Source organism: Amycolatopsis sp. NBC_01286, from assembly GCF_035982555.1.
Classification (GTDB): Bacteria; Actinomycetota; Actinomycetes; order Mycobacteriales; family Pseudonocardiaceae; genus Amycolatopsis.
This window is the reverse complement of the sequence record NZ_CP108428.1, coordinates 3,611,655-3,631,851: the sequence shown is the minus strand read 5'-3', so window position 1 is coordinate 3,631,851 and position 20,197 is coordinate 3,611,655. Positions and strand designations below refer to the sequence as shown.

General features: G+C 72.1%; 21 protein-coding genes. 7 read left to right on the top strand and 14 right to left on the bottom strand.

The window, feature by feature from the left end:
• The first annotated feature begins 28 nt into the window (after window positions 1–28).
• Complete coding sequence (locus tag OG570_RS17650) at window positions 29–439, top strand: PPOX class F420-dependent oxidoreductase (RefSeq protein WP_247057880.1); 411 nt, start codon at window positions 29–31, stop codon at window positions 437–439.
• A 45-nt stretch (window positions 440–484) separates the two neighbouring features.
• On the opposite strand, the gene OG570_RS17645 is transcribed toward OG570_RS17650, so the two are convergent.
• The 9 genes from OG570_RS17645 to OG570_RS17605 all read right to left on the bottom strand — a co-directional run bounded on the left by OG570_RS17645 (window position 485) and on the right by OG570_RS17605 (window position 7,873).
• Entirely contained in the window at window positions 485–889 is a 405-nt protein-coding gene (locus OG570_RS17645) for a hypothetical protein (protein ID WP_326957728.1), read from the bottom strand.
• Window positions 890–997: 108 nt separating this feature from the next.
• Window positions 998–1,519, bottom strand: coding sequence for an ArsR/SmtB family transcription factor (locus OG570_RS17640; RefSeq protein ID WP_326957726.1), 522 nt, complete (start codon window positions 1,517–1,519; stop codon window positions 998–1,000).
• Between the two features lie 172 nt (window positions 1,520–1,691).
• Window positions 1,692–2,255, bottom strand: a complete 564-nt coding sequence (locus OG570_RS17635; protein ID WP_326957724.1) for a hypothetical protein — start codon at window positions 2,253–2,255, stop codon at window positions 1,692–1,694.
• Window positions 2,252–3,595, bottom strand: coding sequence for a hypothetical protein (locus OG570_RS17630; protein WP_326957722.1), 1,344 nt, complete (start codon window positions 3,593–3,595; stop codon window positions 2,252–2,254). Before OG570_RS17630 ends, OG570_RS17635 begins: the two co-directional genes overlap by 4 nt.
• Window positions 3,595–4,398: an ABC transporter ATP-binding protein gene (locus OG570_RS17625; protein WP_326957720.1), complete on the bottom strand. Its 804-nt coding sequence runs from the start codon at window positions 4,396–4,398 to the stop codon at window positions 3,595–3,597. Before OG570_RS17625 ends, OG570_RS17630 begins: the two co-directional genes overlap by 1 nt.
• 10 nt (window positions 4,399–4,408) lie before the next feature.
• Window positions 4,409–5,221: a zf-HC2 domain-containing protein gene (locus OG570_RS17620; RefSeq protein WP_326957717.1), complete on the bottom strand. Its 813-nt coding sequence runs from the start codon at window positions 5,219–5,221 to the stop codon at window positions 4,409–4,411.
• The gene (locus OG570_RS17615) at window positions 5,218–5,769 is read right to left on the bottom strand and encodes an RNA polymerase sigma factor (RefSeq protein ID WP_247057895.1); all 552 of its coding nucleotides are present in this window, start codon (window positions 5,767–5,769) and stop codon (window positions 5,218–5,220) included. The genes OG570_RS17620 and OG570_RS17615 overlap by 4 nt, the downstream gene beginning before the upstream one ends.
• 137 nt (window positions 5,770–5,906) lie before the next feature.
• On the bottom strand, window positions 5,907–6,836 hold the full coding sequence (locus OG570_RS17610) for a MazG family protein (protein ID WP_326957716.1): 930 nt from the start codon (window positions 6,834–6,836) through the stop codon (window positions 5,907–5,909).
• On the bottom strand, window positions 6,833–7,873 hold the full coding sequence (locus OG570_RS17605) for a hypothetical protein (protein WP_326957714.1): 1,041 nt from the start codon (window positions 7,871–7,873) through the stop codon (window positions 6,833–6,835). The genes OG570_RS17610 and OG570_RS17605 overlap by 4 nt, the downstream gene beginning before the upstream one ends.
• An 86-nt stretch (window positions 7,874–7,959) precedes the next feature.
• Here OG570_RS17605 and OG570_RS17600 point away from each other — a divergent pair, with 86 nt between their 5' ends.
• Window positions 7,960–8,367 carry a hypothetical protein gene (locus tag OG570_RS17600; RefSeq protein WP_326944459.1) on the top strand — a complete coding sequence of 136 codons (408 nt, stop codon included), beginning with the start codon at window positions 7,960–7,962 and terminating at the stop codon, window positions 8,365–8,367.
• Between the two features lie 39 nt (window positions 8,368–8,406).
• Here OG570_RS17600 and mfd read toward each other — a convergent pair whose 3' ends face one another.
• Genes mfd through OG570_RS17585 form a run of 3 tightly spaced genes read right to left on the bottom strand, consistent with a single transcriptional unit; the run spans window position 8,407 to window position 13,560 of the window.
• Window positions 8,407–11,961 carry a transcription-repair coupling factor gene (mfd, locus tag OG570_RS17595; RefSeq protein WP_326960058.1) on the bottom strand — a complete coding sequence of 1,185 codons (3,555 nt, stop codon included), beginning with the start codon at window positions 11,959–11,961 and terminating at the stop codon, window positions 8,407–8,409.
• Window positions 11,962–11,986: 25 nt separating this feature from the next.
• On the bottom strand, window positions 11,987–12,610 hold the full coding sequence (locus OG570_RS17590) for a hypothetical protein (RefSeq protein ID WP_326957712.1): 624 nt from the start codon (window positions 12,608–12,610) through the stop codon (window positions 11,987–11,989).
• Window positions 12,611–12,639: 29 nt separating this feature from the next.
• On the bottom strand, window positions 12,640–13,560 hold the full coding sequence (locus OG570_RS17585; RefSeq protein ID WP_326957710.1) for an LLM class flavin-dependent oxidoreductase: 921 nt from the start codon (window positions 13,558–13,560) through the stop codon (window positions 12,640–12,642).
• A 75-nt stretch (window positions 13,561–13,635) separates the two neighbouring features.
• On the opposite strand from OG570_RS17585, the gene OG570_RS17580 reads away from it, so the two are divergent.
• The 3 genes from OG570_RS17580 to OG570_RS17570 all read left to right on the top strand — a co-directional run bounded on the left by OG570_RS17580 (window position 13,636) and on the right by OG570_RS17570 (window position 16,537).
• The gene (locus OG570_RS17580; protein ID WP_326944462.1) at window positions 13,636–14,412 is read left to right on the top strand and encodes a helix-turn-helix transcriptional regulator; all 777 of its coding nucleotides are present in this window, start codon (window positions 13,636–13,638) and stop codon (window positions 14,410–14,412) included.
• 72 nt (window positions 14,413–14,484) lie between these two features.
• Complete coding sequence (locus OG570_RS17575) at window positions 14,485–15,336, top strand: alpha/beta fold hydrolase (protein WP_326957708.1); 852 nt, start codon at window positions 14,485–14,487, stop codon at window positions 15,334–15,336.
• A gap of 16 nt (window positions 15,337–15,352) precedes the next feature.
• Window positions 15,353–16,537 carry a PQQ-dependent sugar dehydrogenase gene (locus tag OG570_RS17570; protein WP_326957706.1) on the top strand — a complete coding sequence of 395 codons (1,185 nt, stop codon included), beginning with the start codon at window positions 15,353–15,355 and terminating at the stop codon, window positions 16,535–16,537.
• A gap of 447 nt (window positions 16,538–16,984) precedes the next feature.
• Here the strand turns inward: OG570_RS17570 and OG570_RS17565 are convergent, their stop codons facing one another.
• Window positions 16,985–17,710 (bottom strand): SDR family NAD(P)-dependent oxidoreductase, encoded by a 726-nt coding sequence (locus OG570_RS17565; RefSeq protein ID WP_326957704.1) that lies wholly within the window; start codon window positions 17,708–17,710, stop codon window positions 16,985–16,987.
• Window positions 17,711–17,766: 56 nt separating this feature from the next.
• Between OG570_RS17565 and OG570_RS17560 the strand changes: the two genes are divergently transcribed.
• Both OG570_RS17560 and OG570_RS17555 read left to right on the top strand, forming a co-directional pair.
• The gene (locus OG570_RS17560; protein WP_326957702.1) at window positions 17,767–18,159 is read left to right on the top strand and encodes an NUDIX hydrolase; all 393 of its coding nucleotides are present in this window, start codon (window positions 17,767–17,769) and stop codon (window positions 18,157–18,159) included.
• Complete coding sequence (locus tag OG570_RS17555; RefSeq protein WP_326957700.1) at window positions 18,156–19,565, top strand: ATP-binding protein; 1,410 nt, start codon at window positions 18,156–18,158, stop codon at window positions 19,563–19,565. The genes OG570_RS17560 and OG570_RS17555 overlap by 4 nt, the downstream gene beginning before the upstream one ends.
• A gap of 1 nt (window position 19,566) precedes the next feature.
• On the opposite strand, the gene OG570_RS17550 is transcribed toward OG570_RS17555, so the two are convergent.
• On the bottom strand, window positions 19,567–20,160 hold the full coding sequence (locus OG570_RS17550) for a TetR/AcrR family transcriptional regulator (RefSeq protein WP_247057927.1): 594 nt from the start codon (window positions 20,158–20,160) through the stop codon (window positions 19,567–19,569).
• Window positions 20,161–20,197 lie beyond the last annotated feature (37 nt).

Here is a 20,197-nt window from a genome sequence, read left to right as displayed (position 1 = left end):
AGCTCGCTTGAAGTTGAATGCTGGACGCATGTTCACCGAAGCAGAGCTCGCGTACCTCGCTGACCAGCCCCTCGGCCGCCTGGCCACGGCCCAGCCCGACGGCAAGCTCCAGGTCAACCCGGTCGGCTTCCGCTACAACCCGGACGAGAAGACCGTCGACGTCACCGGGCACAACCTGCGCACCAGCAAGAAGTTCCGCAACATCGCGACGAACGACCAGGTCGCGTTCGTCGTCGACGACCTCCCGTCGACGAACCCGTGGCGGGTCCGCTGCCTGGAGATCCGCGGCCGCGCGGAGGCACTGGTCGGCGTCAGCCTGCCGGACAACCACTTCGACGACGCGGTGATCCGCATCCACCCGGCCCGCATCCTCGCCTTCGGCGTCGAGGACTGGGACCGGGAGCCGCTGGAGCTGGAGACGAACATCCGCAACGTCTGACGTCGGTGCCGGTGCGGGCGCTGGGGGTGCCCGCACCGCCGCCGGTCACTGGTGCACGCACCCGGCCCGGGTGCAGCGGAGCTGACCGAAGTCGTGGTCGTACTGGTCGGACAGGTGGATGTAGATCACCTGGACGCCGCCGACCTGGTTGATGGTGAGGACTTCCGAGAAGGGTGCGTCGACCCCGGGGAACGTCGCGTCGCACTCGACGGGGCTGGTGTAGGTGCCGTTGACACCCCAGACGCAGACCTCGCGGTAGCCGCTGACCGCGTGGATCGTGCCGGACACCGTCGCCGAACGGCCGTCGGTCCACCCGATGGTTCCCGCGGCCACACTGGCGCCGTACTCGATCCGCCACGGCGTCGTCACCGCCGCGTCGGCCACGGCCGCCGAGCCGAACATCGCCGCCACGACCGCCGCCAGCGCGACCACTGACCTGATGACCCGCATGGAAATCCTCCCCACGCCCGGCACCGTGCCGGACTCCGGGAGGCTAGTGGCGGATTCCGGCTAGACCCCAGGGTTTTGCGCATCCCGAAATCGCTCCACTGTGGACGGTCAGCCGCGCAGCACACGATGGCCGTGCCCGGTGAGTCCGTGGCGCACCGACCGCCCGGTCCGCCGCGTGGCGACCAGACCGGCCGCGCGAAGGGCCGTCGCGCACTGGGAGGCCCGCGACGGGCTGATCCGCGTCGCCTCCGCCAGCTCGGCGGTGGAGCGTTCGCCGTCTCCGAGGAGCCGGAGGATCTCGGCGCGGGTCCGGCCCAGCACGTCGCTCAGCGCGTCGGCCGGGCACCGCTTCACCGGCGGCGCCGCCGGGCAGTAGAGCACCGGTTGCGCCGCCTCGGGGACGAACCGCAGCCGGCACGCGGTGGAGTCGACGAGCAGTCCCCGCCCACCGAGCCGGACGGCGTGGTCCGGAAGGTCACGGACCGACAGGACCGGAGCCTGCCACCGGACCCGCGGGTGCAGCGCGTTGAGCAGGTCACCGATCCCCGCCCGAAGCCAGCTCGCCTGATCGCCGGCGGTGGCGAACCGGGTCCGGGCCAGATCTTCGACATCGAACAACACGCGCAGCATGGCTTCCTCCGATGTGGCCGCCGCGGTACCCGGCGGGCGCAGCATCCACGCCGAGACGCGGGTTCCGGTTGAGCCGGCACCGGATGTTCACCGCCCCGGCCGGTCGCGCCACACGGACGGCGCCTGCCCCGGCCGTCACCCCGGCGCCCACCCCAACCGGTCCAGCCCGTGGCTACCGGCGGCCGCCCCAGGTCGTGTAGGTCGCCGCTCCCGTTAGCGCCAGTACCGCCGCCGTCCACGTCGCCGCCGTGGTGGCCGGGGGTTGCAGCATCCACGCGGTGATGCGGGCGCCGGTCGAGTCGTCTTCCGGGACGAACGGGGCGATCGCGCACCAGGCCAGCGGGAGCGTCCAGCCGAACTGGCCGCCCGCCACCGTGGCCGCGAGGCCGGCCAAGCCCGCCAAGCCCGCCGCGTCGCGGACTATGATCGACAAGTCGACAATCGACGTGCCCAGGTGTTGCACCCCCAGCACCAGCGCGCCCGTCGCGAGGCCGATCAGGGCCAGGTGCGCGAACCGCCGGACCGGCCACGGGAGGGCCGCGGCGCGGTCGAGATCCGGGTCCTGGCCGCTCAGGCCGATCGCCGCCACCGCGATCCCGGCCGCCAGCGTCAGCACCACCAGCAGCGTGCCCCACGAGTCGCGGCCCAGGAACCACAGGCCGAACGTGGCCACCAGCAGCGCCGCGAACGCCGCCGGGAGCTGCCTCGACCGGGCGTAGAGGATCGCCCACCTCATCGCAGCGCCCCCGGCACAAGCGTGTCGAGCGGGTCGCCGTTGCAGGTCAGCAGCACCTGGCGCAGTGCGGCCACCCGGGCGAACTGCACGTCCGCCGGCAGCGCGCGGAACTTCTGCCACACCTGCTCGATCCGGCCGAACTCGTGGCGGAACCAGCTGCCGCCGTACTCGGGCAGCAGCTTCAGCTCGCCGGTGAAGTACGCCGCCGCGATCATGCGGCCGCCCATGTCGGGCACGTCGCCGTAGCTCGGTGGCATGCACCCGGGCAGCCCGGCCCCGGACAGCACCGCGAGCCGCAGGGTGCTCGCGTCGGCCGTGAGCAGGTCGTCGTCGAGCTGGAAGTCCAGGTAGACGACGCCGGAATCGCGAGCGGGCCGGTCGGCGACGGAGGTCGGCGCCGTCTGCTCCTCGATCCGGGTGGGCGCGCCGGGCAGCTTCGCCAGCATCGCCAGCGCTTCGCGGCCCGGCCCGGCCAGCGCGGCCAGCCTGTCCTCGTGCGCCCGGCTGACGCAGATCGGCCCGTCGCAGAGCTTCTGCGCGGCGATGCTGTCGGCGGCCATGAGCCCGTCGGCGGAGGCCGGAAAGACCGGCAGGGCGATCGCCGCTCCGGCCACCACCGGCAGCAGGCCGAGGACCCGGGCCCGCGCGGAGTTCGCCGCCAGCAAGAGGAAGCCCGTCAGGGCGAGCCCGAGGAACCACGCCGTCTGCCCGAGGTCCACCGAGGTCGCCGTCGTCACCAGTGCGCCCTGCGGCTCGTCGAAGGTCGGCGTCAGCAACCCGAGCCGGCTGTAGGAAAGCCAGCCCGCCGCCCAGACCAGCACCGACACCACCAGGGTCAGCACGGCCAGCGCGGGCGCGGTCAGCGGGTGCGGCAGCAGCCGCCCGACCGCCAGGCCGACCCAGCTCCCGGCCACGATGGCGAGCAGGGCGACGAACAGGACCGGCAGGAAGCTCACGGACACGAACCCGCCGTGCCCCAGCACCTCGGCCAGGCCGACACCGAACACCAGCACGAACCCGAGCGCGCACAGCGCCCCCACCGCCCCAGCGAGCCGCAATGCCCGGTGCCACCCCGGCCGGGACGTCGTGGACAGCAGTTCGACCATGCCGGAACGGCTGTCGCGCATGCCCTGGATCGCCCCGGCGCCGACGGCGACCGGCCACAGGAACACCATGAGGAACCGCAGCCACAACGCGGTGGTCGTCGTGTTCGCCGTCCACGGCGCGGGCACCTTCCACCACGGGCCGGACAGCAGGAACAGGAAACCGAGCGCGATCACGACGAGCGCCAGCCCGGCCCAGGGCGCGATGGAGCGCCGCAGTTCGATGCGGAAGACCATCACCACGCCCCCTTGCCGTGCTCGTGGTTCAGCAGCGCCGAATAACCGCGCTCGATCGGGCTGTCACCGACGTGGTCCGGGGTCCCCGCCGCGGCCAGCTCGCCCGGCGTCCCCTGGAAGACCAGCTTGCCCTCGGCGAAGAGCACGACGTCGGAACACGCCGTGCCGACGTCTTCGACCAGGTGCGTCGAGATCAGCACGCACGAGTCCTGGCCCAGCTCCTGGACGAGCTCGCGGAACCGGACGCGCTGGGCCGGGTCCAGGCCGGCCGTCGGCTCGTCGAGCAGCAGGATGTCCGGGTCGTTGACGATCGCCTGCGCGATCCCGACGCGGCGCACCATGCCGCCGGAAAGCGTCTTCATCCGGTCGCCGGCGCGGTCGGCCAGCCCGACGCGCTCGATCGCGCGCTGCACCGCGCCCGGGATGTCCGCCTTCGGCATTTCCTTGAGCCACGCCAGGTATTCGACGAACTCGCGGACCGTGAACCGCTTGTAGTAGCCGAAGTCCTGGGGCAGGTAGCCGATCCGGCGGCGCAGGCCGCGCTGCCCGGTGTGCCCCCCGGCCGGTGCGCCGAGCAGCGTCAGCCGGCCTTCCGCCGGCCGCAGCACCGTCGCCAGTGCCCGGATCAGCGTCGTCTTGCCCGCGCCGTTCGGCCCGAGCAAGCCGTGCACCCCCTTGCCGAGGGACAGGTCCAGCCCGTCCACCGCCATTTTCCGCCGTCCGACCCGCACCTTCAGCCCTTCCGCCCGGATTTCCCAGGCGTAGGCCGTTGGCGCGATCTCGGCGGCCCCGACAGCACGCATGTCTTCCTCCCTAGTCGCCGACGCCGAGCCGGGTGAACGCGCCCTTGTGCAGGGCGACGACCACCGTCGTCAGCGCGAAGATCCCCGCCCACACCGGCATCGCACCGGCACTGAGCACAACCGTTTGCTGGTGCGCCACCACGCTCGGCAGCACCACCGCCGCGACCCACACCGCGCCGAGCACGCCGGCCGCGCGGGTGACCCCGATCAGCCCGCCCAGCGCGAGCGTGCCGGTGGTGAAGGCCAGGCTCGGCACCAGCCAGAGCGCCAAGCCGGTGCCGGTCAGCCAGCCCGCGAAGCCGAGCACCGGCAGGACGACGACGAGCACCGCCACCGTCCGCCGCGCGATCAGGTACAGCCCGGCCCGCGGGGTCGCGACGACGACCTCGTACGCCGGATCGAGCCCCCGCGCCCACGACGCGGCGACGCCGAGCACCGGCAGCAGCGGCGCGAGCAGCTGCACCGCCGTCGTGTCGAACGTCGTGGGCCAGATCCGGTCGAACGCCACCACGAGCAGCGTGAGCAGCACGATCATCGCCAGCCACGGCACCATCACCGGGGTGGTCCAGGTGAACAGCCACCGCCGCCGCGGGTGCGCTTTCGGCTGCGGCTGTGGGTGCGCGGGCGTGCCCGACAGCTCGATGTCCACCGCGAGCCGCGACCAGACGAGGTCCACCACCGGCTGCGCGGGCCTCAGCACGGCCAGCCGCGCCCGGCACACCGCACACGTCTCGAGGTGCGCCTCGACGCCCCAGAGCTGGTCACCGGGGAGGTCGTCGCCCGCCGTGTAGCCGGCGATGAGCTCGTCCGACGGATGCTTCATGACAGTGCCTCCCGCATCGCGATCCGCGCCCGCCGGGCCCGGGTCTTGACGGTGCCTTCCGGCAGCCCGAGCAGGACGGCGGTCTCGCGGACGGTCAGCCCGTCGAGCACCATCGCCTGCAGCACGGCCCGCAGCTCGGGCGCGAGGTCGCGCAGCGCGTCGCCGACCTCGTCCCCGACCGCCGCCGCCAGCGCTTCTTCCTCGGCCCCGGGCACCGGCGCGACGTCGAGTGCCATCACCGGCGGCGGCTGCGCGTGGTGCGCCCGCCGGCGGAACGCGTCGACCAGTCGCCGGGCGGCGATGATCCACACCCAGCCGACCGCGGAGCCGCCGGCCGCGGACCCCGCGAACGAGCCCGCCGCGCGCCAGACGGCCAGGTACGTCTCCTGCATGACCTCGGCGACGACCTGCTCGTCCGCGCACCGGCGGCGCAGGCGCACGGCCAGCCAGGGCGACGTGCGGCGGTAGAGCTCCTCGAACGCCGCGCGGTCGCCCTTGGCCGTGCGCCGGACGAGGTGCTCCTCGTCGGCGTCCTCCAGTGGCTTCATCCTCACACCGGGGAAGACGCCGTAAGATCGCCCCCGGTTCTCACCCGAATGTGACCTGTGTCACGCCCACTTTCGCTAGGAAAGATACGTCCAGGCGCCCTCGGACGCATCTTTCCCAGCGAAAGTGACGTCCGGGGTCAGTCGCGGGCCGGCCAGAACTTGCGCCAGCCGTCCGCTTCGAGGGTGGTCGGCTCCAGGCCCGCGTCGCGCGCGGCCTGCTCGGCGGCGCGGACCTCCAGCGCGAACTCCTTCGCCAGCGCTCGCAGCTCGCCCTCCGGGTCGACGCCCGCGCGGCGGGCCGTGGCCGCGATGCGGAACAGCTGGGCCGCCGCGTTCGAGCCCTCGGGAAAGAGGTCCAGCGGGATGCCGGCGCGGCCGCTGCGCTGGCCGAGCTTGCCGGCCAGCGCGACCGCGGGCTGGCCGAGCGCGACGCCGTCCACAATGGACAGACGCTGCTTCTCGCGCTGCTTCAGCTCTTCCCACTTGGCGTTCTGGTGCTCGACCGTGCGCACCTCGTCGGCGCCGGCGAAGACGTGCGGGTGCCGGCCGACCAGCTTCTCGACCAGTGCGGCCGCGACGTCGTCGATGCCGAACGGGTCCGCGGGGTCCTCGGCGGCGACGCGGGCGTGGAAGAGCACCTGCAGCAGGACGTCCCCGAGCTCCTCGCGCAGCGCCTCGCGGTCGCCGTCCTCGATCGCGTCGAGCAGCTCGTAGGTCTCCTCGACCAGGTACTGCCGCAGCGACTCGTGCGTCTGCACGGCGTCCCACGGGCAGCCGCCCGGCGAGCGGAGCCGGTCCATCACGTCCGCGGCTTCGACCAGCGGCGGGACGGGCGTGTCGATGACCTGCGCGCCGGTCGCGATGAGCACGGCCGCGGCGGGTTCCTCGCGGGACGTCGTGAGCAGCACGATGCCCTTCAGGGACAGCGCCTCCGTGATCGCCGGGACCCCGAACACCGCGGGGTCGACGTCCGAGGCCGCGAAGACGGCGGTGGACTCACGAAGGATCTTCAGCGCCGCGGCGGGCAGTGTCGCCCCGCGGACGACTACGACGACGCCCCGGCTCACTGCTGCGCGGGAGCGGCACCGCGCAAGGGCAGCACGGTGCCCTGGGTGGCGTCCTGGTTCGTCGCGAGGTTCATGCTCACAACATCCCACACGCCGTACCGGGGGTTGACGCGCAGCCCGCTCGGGCCCACGTAGGGCTGCAGGAGCCGGGTGCCGATGGCGGTCAGCTGCTCGTCGGTCGGCTTCTGCGCCTCCTGGTCCGCCGGCACGGCCTTGTCGGTGCCGCGGGTGCGGACGACGAAGACGTACCAGTCGGGCTTGGTCGGCATCCGCGCCTGGAACACGACGACGCTGTTCGCGGCGGAGCCGAACAACGCGGTCTGCGCCAGCGCGAGGTACTGCGAAGCGCCGAAGAGCTCGGTGAGCCCGGCGTCGGAGACGTCGCCGGGGGCCGGGCCGGGGCCGCCGGACTGCTGGGCCTGCTGCGCGGCCTGCGCCGCCTGGCTCGCCTGCTGGATGGCGCCCTGGATCTTGCCCGGGTCGTCGGCGAACTGCTTCGCGAGGTCGAACGCGCGGGCGCGGGCGTCCTTGTCGTTCGCGGCGGCCGCGCTGATCCCGACGTAGTCCGCGCCGACCGACAGCTTCGGCAGGTACTTCTCGGCGAGCTGCTGCTCCAGGACGACGTCGCCGGCCGTCTCGTTCTTGTCGCGCAGCTTGGAGACGATCTCGGTGACGGCGACCTGGTCGCCCTGCCCGGTGTCGGTGACCGGGGCGGCGGACTCCTTCGCGGCGAGGGCGGCGATCTTCGCCTGATCGGCGACGATGCCCTCCTGCTTCGCGGCGCGCAGGGTCAGCTCGTGGAGCACGGACTGCCGGATGATCTCCCGGCCGAGCAGGTCGACCTTGTGCTCACGCGCGAGCTTCTGCGCGTACGGCTGATCCCGGACGGCCTGGTCGATCATCGACTGCACCTGGTCGAGGGAGACCGAGCGGTCGCCGACGATCACCGCACTGCCGACCTGACCGGGGCCCGCACCGCACCCGGCGAGCAGGAGAGCGCCGGCAACGACCGCCACCAGCGCGCGAGGGCGCCCCATGATCCGCATCACAGCGCATACCCTCTCACACCTTCGCGGCCGAAACGCAACACCCGTTCGGTTTCGCCGGGCGTACCGTCGTCGACATGGACCACTGGCTGACCATCGAGGTCTTCGATGGCGAGTCCACGGCTTCGTTGTGGCGGCTCGCCCGGGGTGACGCACTGACCGAAGCAGCACTGACGAACGGCGCCGAGCAGTGGGTGTGGCACGAACACCGCTGGGGCGTCGTGCTGGAGATCGAATTCCGTTCCGAGGAGAGCCGCGACGCGTTCCGGGCGTTGCCGGTCGTGACGGCGGCGCTCGACGCCGTGCCGGATCCGGCGCGCGGGTTGCTGGTGTACCCGGGCCGCGGTGGCGGCGCGGGGACGCGCAACCCACGCCGGCCACGGCCGAAGCCGATGTCGGACGCCGGGGCCGTGCCGGTGCCGGTCGAGCAGGTGCGGATGGGGCTGGCGGACCCGATGCCGCCGATGTTCAGCGAAGTCGGTTGAGCGACGGACGTCCGGTACACAACCGGACGTCCGTTTCCGTTACACCGCCGCGGGTTTCTTCGTCAGCTGCGTCAGCAGCTTGGCGCACCAGTCGAGCAGCTCCTCGTCGCGCAGCGTCGGGGCGCCGATGCGGCCGCCCGCCGCGCCTTCCGTGGGCTTCGGCACCGACACGGTGTTCGTCACGGCCTTGAACATCGCCTTCGGGTACAGCCGCTTCAACCGGACCATCTGCGAGTCCTGCAACGGCAGCGGCGCGAAGCGGATCGTGTTGCCCTGCACGGCCACCTCCGTCACGCCCGCCTCGCGGCAGGTGTGCCGGAACCTCGCCACCGCGAGCAGGCGGTTGACCGGCGCCGGCGGCTGGCCGTAGCGGTCGATCAGCTCTTCGCGCACCGCGTCCAGGCCCTCGGTGTCCGGCGCCGCCGCGATCTTGCGGTACGCCTCCAGCCGCAGCCGCTCGCCCGGGATGTAGTCGTGCGGGAGGTGGGCGTCGATCGGGAGGTCGACGCGGACGTCGGCCAGCTCCTCGTCTTCCGTCGGCTCCGCGCCCGCGTGCCGGCGGAAGGCGTCGACCGCTTCGCCGACCAGCCGCACGTACAGGTCGAACCCGACACCGGCGATGTGCCCGGACTGCTCCGCGCCCAGGATGTTGCCCGCGCCGCGGATCTCCAGGTCCTTCATCGCGACCGCCATGCCCGCGCCCAGCTCGGTGTTCTGGGCGATCGTCGCGAGCCGGTCGTGCGCCGTCTCCGTCAGCGGCGCCTCCGGGGGGTACAGGAAGTAGGCGTACCCGCGCTCGCGACCACGCCCGACGCGGCCGCGCAGCTGGTGCAGCTGCGCCAGCCCGAGCAGGTCGCCGCGCTCGACCAGCAGCGTGTTCGCGTTCGAGATGTCCAGCCCGGTCTCGACGATCGTGGTGCACACCAGGACGTCGTACTCGTTCTCCCAGAAGCCCTGGATGATCTTCTCGAGCTTGTCCTCGTTCATCTGGCCGTGCGCGGTGACGACGCGCGCCTCCGGCACCAGCTCCCGGATGTGCCGCGCGGCCTTCTCGATCGACGAGACGCGGTTGTGGACGTAGAAGACCTGGCCGTCGCGCAGCAGCTCGCGGCGGATCGCCGCGCCGACCTGCTTGTCGTCGTACGAGCCGACGTAGGTCAGGATCGGGTGCCGGTCTTCCGGCGGCGTCAGGATCGTCGACATCTCGCGGATGCCGGCCAGCGACATCTCGAGCGTGCGCGGGATCGGCGTCGCCGACATCGTCAGGACGTCGACGTGCGTGCGCAGCGCCTTGATGTGCTCCTTGTGCTCGACGCCGAAGCGCTGCTCCTCGTCGACGATCACCAGCCCCAGGTCCTTGTAGCGGATCCCGGTCTGCAGCAGGCGGTGCGTGCCGATGACGATGTCGACCTCGCCGCCGGCGAGCTGCTCCAGGATGATGTCCGACTCGGTCTTGTTCGTGAACCGGGACAGGCCCTTGATCGTCACCGGGAACGAGCGCATCCGCTCGTGGAAGGTGTTGAGGTGCTGCTGGGCGAGCAGCGTCGTCGGGACCAGGACGGCGACCTGCTTGCCGTCCTGCACCGCCTTGAACGCGGCGCGCACGGCGATCTCCGTCTTGCCGTAGCCGACGTCGCCGCAGATCACGCGGTCCATCGGGACGCCGCGCTGCATGTCCGACTTGACCTCGTCGATCGCGGCGAGCTGGTCGTTGGTCTCGGTGAACGGGAAGGCGTCTTCCAGCTCGCCCTGCCACGGCGTGTCCGGGCCGAACGCGTGCCCGGGCGCGGCCTGGCGCGCGGCGTAGAGCTGGACCAGCTCGGCGGCGATCTCCTTGACGGCCTTCTTGGCCCGCGCCTTGGTGTTCTTCCAGTCGGAGCCGCCGAGCTTGTTGAGCGTGGGCAGCTCGCCGCCGACGTACTTGGACACCTCGTCGAGCTGGTCGGTCGGGACGAACAGCCGGTCGCCGGGGTGACCGCGCTTGGACGAGCCGTACTCCAGCAGCAGGTACTCGCGGGTCGCGCCGGCGACGGTGCGCTGCACCATCTCGACGAACCGGCCGATGCCGTGCTGCTCGTGGACGACGTAGTCGCCGTTCTTGAGGGCCAGCGGGTCGACGGCGTTGCGCCGCCGCGACGGCATCTTGGTGGTGAGGTCCTTTGTGGACGTTCCGGCGCCGGCGCCGCGGCCGGTGAGGTCCGCTTCCGACAGCACGACGAGGGCGCGCTCCGGCGAGACGAACCCTTCGGTGAGGGCGCCGCAGGTGACGGTGACCGTGCCGGGCGGGAGCGAGCCCGTGACGCCGTCACCCGCCAGCGACGCCGGGACGTCGGCGCTCGACAGCTGCTCGACGGCGCGGGCCGCGGTGCCCTGACCGGCGACGACGAGCACCGCCGTGCCGCCCGCCGCGGTGTGCGCGCGCAGGTCCGCCGTCGCGCGGTCGATCTCGCCGCGGTAGGCCGGCGCGGCCTCGACCGAGACGCGGTAGACGTCCGGGTCTTCGCTGGTCAGCTGGCTGAGCGTCCACCACGTGCGCTTGGTGTCCTGCGCGTGGGACGCGATCCCCTCGAGCCCGCGGTAGGCGGACGAACCGAGGTCGATCGGGGCCAGGCCGCCCGCCGCGGCCGTCGTCCAGGACGCTTCGAGGAACTCCTGGCCGGTGCGGACGAGGTCGGCGGCGCGGGCGCGGATCTTCTCCGGGTCGGTCAGCAGGACGTGGGTGCCGACCGGCATCGCGTCGGTGAGCAGCTCCAGCTCGCCTTCGCAGAGCACCGGGATGAGCGCTTCCATGCCCTCGACGGGGATGCCGTCGGCCAGCTTGGTGAGCATCTCCGACAGGTGCGCGTCGGCTTCGTAGGTCTTCGCCAGCTCCGCGGCCTTGTCCTTGACCGGCTGGGTGAGCAGCAGCTCACGGCACGGCGGCGCGGTGACGCGCGGGATCTCGCCGGGCAGCGACCGCTGGTCGGAGACGGCGAACGCGCGGATCTCGCTGACCTCGTCACCCCAGAACTCGACCCGGACCGGGTGCTGGGCGGTCGGGCCGAACAGGTCGAGGATGCCGCCGCGGACGGCGAACTCGCCGCGCTTCTCGACCATGTCGACGCGGGTGTAGGCCAGCTCGACCAGCCGTTGCAGCAGGGCGTCGAAGCTCTGCTCCTCGCCGACGATCAGGTCGACCGGGGCGAGCGAGCCGAGCCCGGGGGCCATCGGCTGGATCAGGCTGCGGACGGTGGCGACGACGACGCGCAGGTCGTCGGCCCCGGTCTTCAGCCGGTGCAGCACCTCCAGCCGCCGCCCGACGGTGTCGGCGCGGGGCGAGAGCCGCTCGTGGGGCAGGGTCTCCCAGGACGGGAAGTCGGCGACCCGGCTCGTGCCCAGCAGCGCGCCCAGCGCCGCGGTCAGCTCGTCGGCCTCCCGGCCGGTGGCGGTCACGACGAGCACGGGTTTCCCGGCGCCGTCGTCCGAGGCGAGGGCGCCGGCGACGAGCTGGCGCGCGGCGATCGGCCCTTGGAGTTCGAGCAGCGGCGCACCGGCGCGCTCGACCACTCCACGCAGGGCCGGGTCGGGAAGTACGGCGGTGAGGAGTCCGGACAGTGAAGCGTTTGTCACGGTCCCCAGCCTACGTGCCACCCCCGACAGGTTTCCGATCACCGCTGGCCGCGCGGGTGCCCGGAGCCGGTCGGCGCGCGGGCCGGGATCGACGGCCGCGGGGCACCGGCGCCTGGCCGTGGCGGCCCGCGAACCGCCGGACCACCTCCTCGGCCAGGTCGCCCAGCGCCCGCAGGTCGACCCAGGTGGCGTTGAGCCGCCGGCAGTGCTCGGCGCGGCCGTCCCACGGCTCCGGCGGGAGCCGCACGACCGGGCCGGACCCCGCGTCGGCCGGCATGAAGTGGTGGGTCCGGCCCGGTCCGCCGACGGTGACCAGCCCGAAGTCGTGGACGAGCGAGCAGCGCAGGGCGTAGAGCGCTTCCCGCTCCGGTTCACCCATCCGGGGCGCGAACTGCCGCAGCGCCCGGACGACCGGCGGGCCGGGCGCCCGGCAGGCGCTCCCCACCTGGTCGACCAGCAGCAGGTAGCCGACGGCCCCCAGCCAGTTCCCGCTCAGCGCCGCTTTGCCCGGCTCGATCCGGCCGGTTTCGCGGTCGCGGCCGGTCGCCCGGCGCGCCTCGCGCAGCACGGCGGTCAGGCGGCAGGCCGGGACCGCCGGCAGCGGCTGCCGCGCCGACCAGTTCACCTTCGCCATGCCGATGAGTCGGTGCCGGCCCGCCCGCGTTACGCGGCCCGCAGTTCCGCCGCCACCTCCGCCAGTCGCGGCAGCTGCTCGTCGAAGACCTTCGGCTCGGTGCTCGCGACCCGCAGCAGCACGTGCTCGGCGCCGGCGTACTCGCGCAGTTGCGACGCCACTTCCGCGGCCGAGCCCGTGACCTGCATCTGGATGCGCTGGACGAAGTCCGCGGGCATGCCGTAGTTGCGTCGGCAGTACTCCTCCAGCAGCGCCGTCCCGCGATCGGCGTCGTCCTCGACCAGGACCGTCGCGAACAGCGCCGGGGTCACCGGCCGCGACGCCGTCGAGCGGATCCCGGCCAGCCCGGCGGCGTAGTCCGCGGGGTCGGGCGGATACGGGAGCCAGCCGTCGTAGAGCCGGCCGGCGCGCTCCAGCGCCCCCGGCGTGTGCGCCGCCAGCCACACCGGCGGGCCGCCCGGGCGCGCGGGCGCCGGGAACACCGGCAGGGAGCCGTAGTCCAGCACCGGCCCGTGGAACGACGTCTCGCCGCGCCACGCGGCCCGCCACAACGCCACGATGTCGTCCAGCCGCGCGCGCCGGCGGGCCCACGGGACGCCGGTGAACGCGAACTCCGGTTCACTACGCCCGGCGAACCCGGCGCCGACGGCCACCGTGAGCCGGCCGCCGCTGAGCAGGTCGAGGCTCAGCAGCTGGTTCGCCGTCAGGATCGGGTCGCGCAGGGCCGGGAGCAGCGAAGCCGTCCCGAGCGTGACGCGGGACGTGCGGGCCGCGAACGCGCCCAGGATGGTCAGGGCGTCGATCGGGGCGCGGGCGAGCGTGTCGCCCACCCACACCGAGTCGAGGCCGAGGCGTTCGGCCTCGACGGCGGTCTCGACCAGTTCGGGCGCGGTCCGCCCGGCGTCGAGGATGGGCTGGTAGGTCGGGACGACCAGGCCGTATTTCGTCATGCCGCAAGCCTGTTCGTACCGGGGTATGGGCTCAATTCCTCGCGGGGAATGGCGCGGACCGCGATGATGGTCCCCGTGAACTTCGGAACGGCGCTCAAGGACTGGCGGATTCGGCGGCACCTCAGCCAGCTCGACCTGGCGTTGCGCGCCGGGACGACGCAACGGCACGTGAGCTTCATGGAGAGCGGGCGCTCGCTCCCCGGCCGCGGGATGGTGCTGCGTGTCGCCGAGTCGCTGGAACTGCCGCTGCGCGAACGCAACGGCCTGCTCTACACCGCCGGCTTCGCGCCGTCGTACCCCGAAACGCGCCTCGACTCCCCGGCGATCAAGCCGGTCCTCGACGGCCTGCGGCGGCTGCTCGACGGCCATCGCCCCTACCCGGCGATCGTCGTCGACCGCTACGGCGTGCTGGTCGCGAAGAACGACGCCTTCGGCCTGCTCACCGAGGGCGTCGCGCCGGAGCTGCTGGAGGAACCGGTGGACACGCTGCGGCTCGCGCTGCACCCCGAGGGCATGGCGCCGCGCGTGCGCAACCTCGACGACTGGGCGCGCCACATCCTCGAGCGCATCCGCAACGACCTCGCGCGCAACCCGGACGACCGGCTGGCCGCGCAGCTCGCCGAGCTCGAGTCGTACCTGCCACCGGCGTCCCCGCCGGCCCCGGACCACCTGGGGTTCGCGGTCCCGGTCCGACTGTCCACTTCGGTCGGTGAGCTGCGGCTGATCACCGCGATCACGACGTTCGCGACCGCGGCCGACGTCACGGTGTCGGAGCTGAAGCTGGAGACGTTCCTGCCGGCGGACGCCGAAACCGCGGAAGCCCTGCTTCAGACGGCCGACGCCGTCAGCTGAGTCCGGCTTGGTGCAACCCGAGCGTAACACTCCCTATCTATCCACTTGATAGGGAAGGTTAGAGTACATTGCATGACGATATACAAGTCCGAGGCGGGCGCTCGGCTGCTGCGTGAGCGCTACCTCGACGTCCTGACGGCGTGGCCCGTCCCCCACGAGCAGGTCCGGGTGCCGACGCCCGAGGGCGAGACGTTCGTGCTCGTCTCCGGCCCGGCCGGCGCTCCGGCGCTGGTGCTGCTGCACGGTTCCGGCAGCAACTCCGGCGAGTGGGCGCCCCGGATGCCGGCGCTCGCCGGGCGGTTCCGGGTGTACGCCGTCGACATCGTCGGCGAGCCGGGGCTGAGCGCCGAGACGCGGCCGCCGCTCGGCACCGACCGGTACGCGGCCTGGCTCGACGCCGTGCTCGACCACTTCGGCGTGCCGTCGGCGGCGTTCCTGGCGTCGTCGCTCGGCGGCTGGCTCACGCTCGACTACGCGACCCGGCGCCCGGACCGCGTCACCGCGCTCGCGCTGCGCTCCCCGATCGGCCTCGGCCCGATGAAGAAGGCGTTCCTCGTCAAGGCCGTGCTGTGGGCGCTGCTGGGCGAGCGGGGCCGGCGCAGGTCAGTGGCCGGCGTGCTCGGCGACGCGGGCACGCCGGAGGTCGTCGAGCACCAGCTGCTCGTGTCGGCGAACTACCGGTACCGCACCGGCCCGTTCCTGCCCTTCGACGACGCCGCGCTGGCCGCGCTGGCCGTGCCGGTGTACGCCGTCGCCGGCGCCGACGACGTCATGGTCGACTCCGCGACGACCAAACGACGGCTCGAGGCCTTCGCGCCGGACGCCGTCGTCGACCTGGTGCCCGGCACCGGGCACTACCTCCCCGGCGACGCGGACCTGGAGTTCCTCACGCGCGCGGCGGCGAACGGCGATTTCACCGCTTGATGGCAGGATGAGCCGTATGCGGCGTGTGCTGGGTCTCATCGGTGTGGTTTCCCTGCTGGTCACGGGCTGCTCGGGGGCGTCGAGCGCGCCCGTGCAGAGCGTCTCGCCACCACCGTCCACTCCGGCGGCGGCGACCGGGAAGTTCAAGGTCGAGACGGTCACCGCGGGCCTCGAGCACGGCTGGGACATCGGCTTCCTGCCCGACGGCGGCATCCTCGTGCCGCAGCGGCCCGGCAAGCTCGCGCTGGTCCGCGACGGCCGGGCCACCGAGGTGCAGGCCGACTTCTCCGACGTCTTCGCCCAGGGCGAGGGCGGGCTGCTCGGAATGGTGATCAGCCCGGACTTCACGACCAGCCGCGAGTTCATCACCTGCCAGGACCACCAGGAGGGCGGCAAGCCCGTCGACATCCGGCTGGTCACCTGGACGCTGGCCGGTGACGGCGGGAGCGCGACGAAGGTCAAGGACCTGCTCACCGGGCTGCCGATCAACCCGAGCGGCCGGCACTCCGGCTGCCGTCCGACCTTCGCACCGGACGGCGCGCTGCTGGTCGGCACCGGCGACACGGCGAAGTCGACCGTCTCGCAGGACCGCCACTCCCTGGGTGGCAAAGTGCTGCGATTGGACGCGAAGACCGGGAAACCGTTGCCGGACAACCCGTTCATCACGTCGTCGGACCCGCACGAGCGGCTCATCTACACCTACGGACACCGCAACCTGCAGGGCGTGGCCATCCGGCCGGGCAGCGGCCAGGTGATCACCGCCGAGCACGGCCCGACGTTCGACGACGAGGTCAACCTGCTGAAACCGGGCGCGAACTACGGCTGGGACCCGTCGAAGGGCGGCACGGACTCCAGCTACGACGAGAGCGTGCCGATGACCGACCTCAAGCGCTTCCCGGACGCGGTGAGTCCACTGTGGACGTCCGGCAAGATCACCGAGGCGATCAGCGGCGACGCCTTCCTGACCGGCGCCCAGTGGGGCCGCAACGACGGCGCGCTCGTCGTCGTCGCGCTCAAGGGCCAGAAGCTGCTGCTGTACCACTTGGACCCCGCGGGCAAGGTCCTGGACGTCACGCTGCCCCCGGAGTTCGACGACAAGTTCGGCCGCCTGCGCGCGGTCCGCAGCGGCCCGGACGGCGCCCTGTACGTGACCACCTCGGACGGCACGAACGACAAGCTGCTGAAGGTCACGCCCGCCTGATTCATGCGAAAGACACACCGAGCCGGTGCCGGGAACACTGTCGCACCGCGCCCCGATCGCGGAACATGGTGTGCACCAAGAGTTTCGCCCGCCACCGACGAGTGTTGGACGCGGTCCGAAGAAAGCTTTCCCGCGGCAGCACCCGCGCCGGTCCCCGAGCGCCATCGCCGACCTGGCGCCCGGGGACCGGCTTCCAACCGTCCTGGTTGCCCATATCGGCTTGACCGGCGACCGCCGGCCGCCCAGGCTGAGCCCTTGTGGACGCCGAGGTGAGTTACCCGTGGCCGCCGCGGCCGAACCGATCGACGACGGGTGGCGGCCCATCGATCTCGCCCTCGACGACTTCGAGCCTCGAGGCGTCGCGGAAGCGCCTGGGCCCGGCGACGTCACGACGCTGTACTGGGGGCGGCCGGCCTTCTGGCGTCGCGGCCGGAACTCGACCAGGTCCTAACCGCCCAGGTAGGCCCCGCCGTTGACGTGTACGACCTGGCCCGTCACGTGCCCGGCCGCCGGGCTCGCGAGGAACGTCACCACCGCCGTGACGTCCTCCGGTGTGCCCGGTCGCTTGTTCATCGTGTTCCCGACCAGCCGCTCGCGGCGGCGGTCGCTGAGCTGGCCGTGGAAGAACTCCGTGTCGCCGATCAGTCCCGGCGCGACGACGTTCGCGGTGATCCCGCGTGCGCCGAACTCCTGCGCCACGCTGACGTTCCACGCCTCGACCGCGGCCTTCGCGGCGCCGTAGGAGCCGGCGCCGGTGTGGGCGGCGATCGAGCCGATCGTCACGATCCGGGCGCCGTCGGCGAGGCGGTCGCGCAGTGCGTGCGTCACCAGCGCGGCACTGACCACATTGGACCGGAGGTTCCGCTCGAACGCGGCCGCGAACCCGGCGAGGCCCTCTTCGGTGCCGCCGGCGAAGTCCGTGTTGCCGCCGGCGTTGTTGACGAGCACGTCGACCCGGTCCGGCAACTCGCCCAGTGCGGTCTCGACGGCCGCGGGATCGGCGGCGTCGAACACGACGGGCCGCGCGCCGAGCAGCGTCGCGGCTTCGGTGAGCACCTGCTCGCGACGTCCGGTGATCGTGACGCGGTCGCCGGCCGCCGCGAAAGCCGCCGCGACGGCGTACCCGATGCCCGTGCCGCCGCCGGTCACCACTACTTCCCTGCTGTTCCCCATGTCCCCGACCCTAGTGCCTAGGATCGGGTCATGACGAAAGCCTTGGCGAGGCCGGCATGATCGACAAGATCGCGTGGCTGCACCTGGTGGACGGCCGCATCCTGAGCACCCGCTCGCGTGGCAAGGACGTCTACTACCTCCCGGGCGGCAAGCGCGAACCGGGCGAGACGGACGCGCAGACGCTGGTCCGGGAAGTCCGCGAAGAGGTCTCCGTGGCGATCACCGAGCCGACGATCGCGCCGGCCGGCGTCTTCGAGGCCCAAGCGGACGGCAAGGCGTCCGGTGTGGTGGTCCGGATGACGTGCTTCACGGCGGAGTACACGGGAACGCTGGTGGCGAGCAGCGAGATCGAGGAGATCACGTGGCTCGCCTACGCGGACCGCGACCGCGTTTCGGCCGTGGACAAGATCATTTTCGACCACCTGCACCAAACAGGACTGCTGAGATGAACGACGGTGCCGAACAGTTCTTCGACCTGAACATCGAGCGGGTGCTGGAGCACTGGCCGGTGGCCTTCGCGATCCGCGAGATCATCGCCAACGCCCTCGACGAGCACGCTCTCACCCGGACCGTCGAACCGGTGATCACCAAGGATCCCGCGGGCGCGTGGCACGTGGCCGACTTCGGCCGCGGGCTGCGTTACGAGCACCTCACGCAGAAGGAGAACGACGAGAAACGCGGCTCCGACGTCGTGATCGGCCAGTTCGGCATGGGCCTCAAGGACGCGCTGGCCGTGTTCGACCGCCACGACGTCGACGTGGTGATCCGCAGCGGGCACGGCGACATCACCACCCGGCAACGCGCGAAGGAGTCGTTCGCCGACGTGCGCACCCTGCACGCCGTGATCCGCCCGCCGGCCGATCCGGGCCTTTCCGGGACGGACGTCGTGCTGCGCGGCGTCACCGACGACGACGTCGCGGCGGCCCGGAGGTTCTTCCTGCACTACAGCGGGGACGAGCTGCTGGAGAGCACCTCGGCCGGCCAGGTCCTGAAGCGGATCGATCCCGCGGCTCCCGGCCGGATCTACGTCAAGGGGCTCCTCGTCTCGGAGGAGCCGAACTTCCTGTTCTCCTACAACATCACCGACATCAACGCGCCGTTGCGGCGCGCCCTCAACCGCGAGCGCAGCAACGTCGGCCGGTCCGCCTACACCGACCGGGTCAAGGCGATCCTCAAGCAGTGCCGCTCGGCCCAGGTCGCCTCCCCCTTGGCCGACGACCTCGCCGAGTTCGCCACCGGCCGGATGCACGACGAGCTGAGCTGGCGCGAGATCACCCTGCACGCGTGCACGGTCCTGGCCACCCACGAGAAAGTCGTCTTCGTGACGCCGTCGGAGCTGCAGGAGGGCACCCCGCAGCTCCGTTACGCCGAGCAGGAGGGCTACCGCTTGGTGACCGTCTCCGGGGAGGTGTCGGCGAAGCTGAACCAGCAGACCGACTTCGACGGCAAGCCGTTGCTCGACCTGAGCGGCTACCGCGAAGCCTGGAACGACAGCTTCGTCTTCACACTGGTGAGCACGGCCGAGCTGTCACCGCGGGAGAACTCCGTCTACGCACTGACCGACGCCGTCGCCCGTCTCGCGGGGATCGACCTGCGCCGGGCCGGCGTGCACAGCGTCGTGATCTCGGAGACCATGCGCCTCGACGTGACCGGGGAGTCCACCCTGGGCCTGTGGGAGCCGGGCGAGAACCGGATCGTGATCCACCGCAGTCAGCTGGCCGGCGCCACCGCGTACTGCGCGACGCTGCTGCACGAACTCACCCACGCGGTCTCCGGCGAATCCGACAACTCCCTGGAGTTCGAAGCCGCGCTCACCGCGATGCTCGGCAAGATCGCGCTTCAAGCCTTGAAGTGACTCACCTCAGCCGGAGCTTGGGCTTGTCCTCCAGGTGCGACAACCCGTTCCACGCCAGGTTCACGAGGTGCGCGGCGACCTCGTCGCGCTTCGGCTTCCGCGCGTCGAGCCACCACTGCCCGGTCAGCGCCACCATGCCCACCAATGCCTGGGCGTACAGCGCCGCCAGCTTCTCGTCGTAGCCGCGCGCCGCGAACTGCTGGGCCAGGATGTGCTCCACCTGGCTCGCGATGTCGTTCAGGACCGTGGAAAACGTGCCCGTGGAGCTCGCCACCGGGGAGTCGCGGACCAGGATGCGGAAGCCGTCGTGGGAATCCTCGACGTACGACAGCAACGCGATCGCCGCTTGTTCCAGCATGACGCGCGGGTGGCCGCCGTGGAGCGTCGAGACCATGCGCTCCAGCAGCAGCTGGGTTTCGCGGTCGACGACCACCGCGTAGATGCCCTCTTTGCCGCCGAAGTGTTCGTACACCACGGGTTTCGACACGTTGGCGCGGTGCGCGATCTCCTCGATCGACGTGCCGTCGAAACCCTTTTCGGCGAACAGGGCCCGCGCCACGTTCAGCAGCTGCTGACGGCGCTCGGTGCCGGTCATCCGGACGCGGGTCACCGGGGCGGCCGGACGTGCCCCG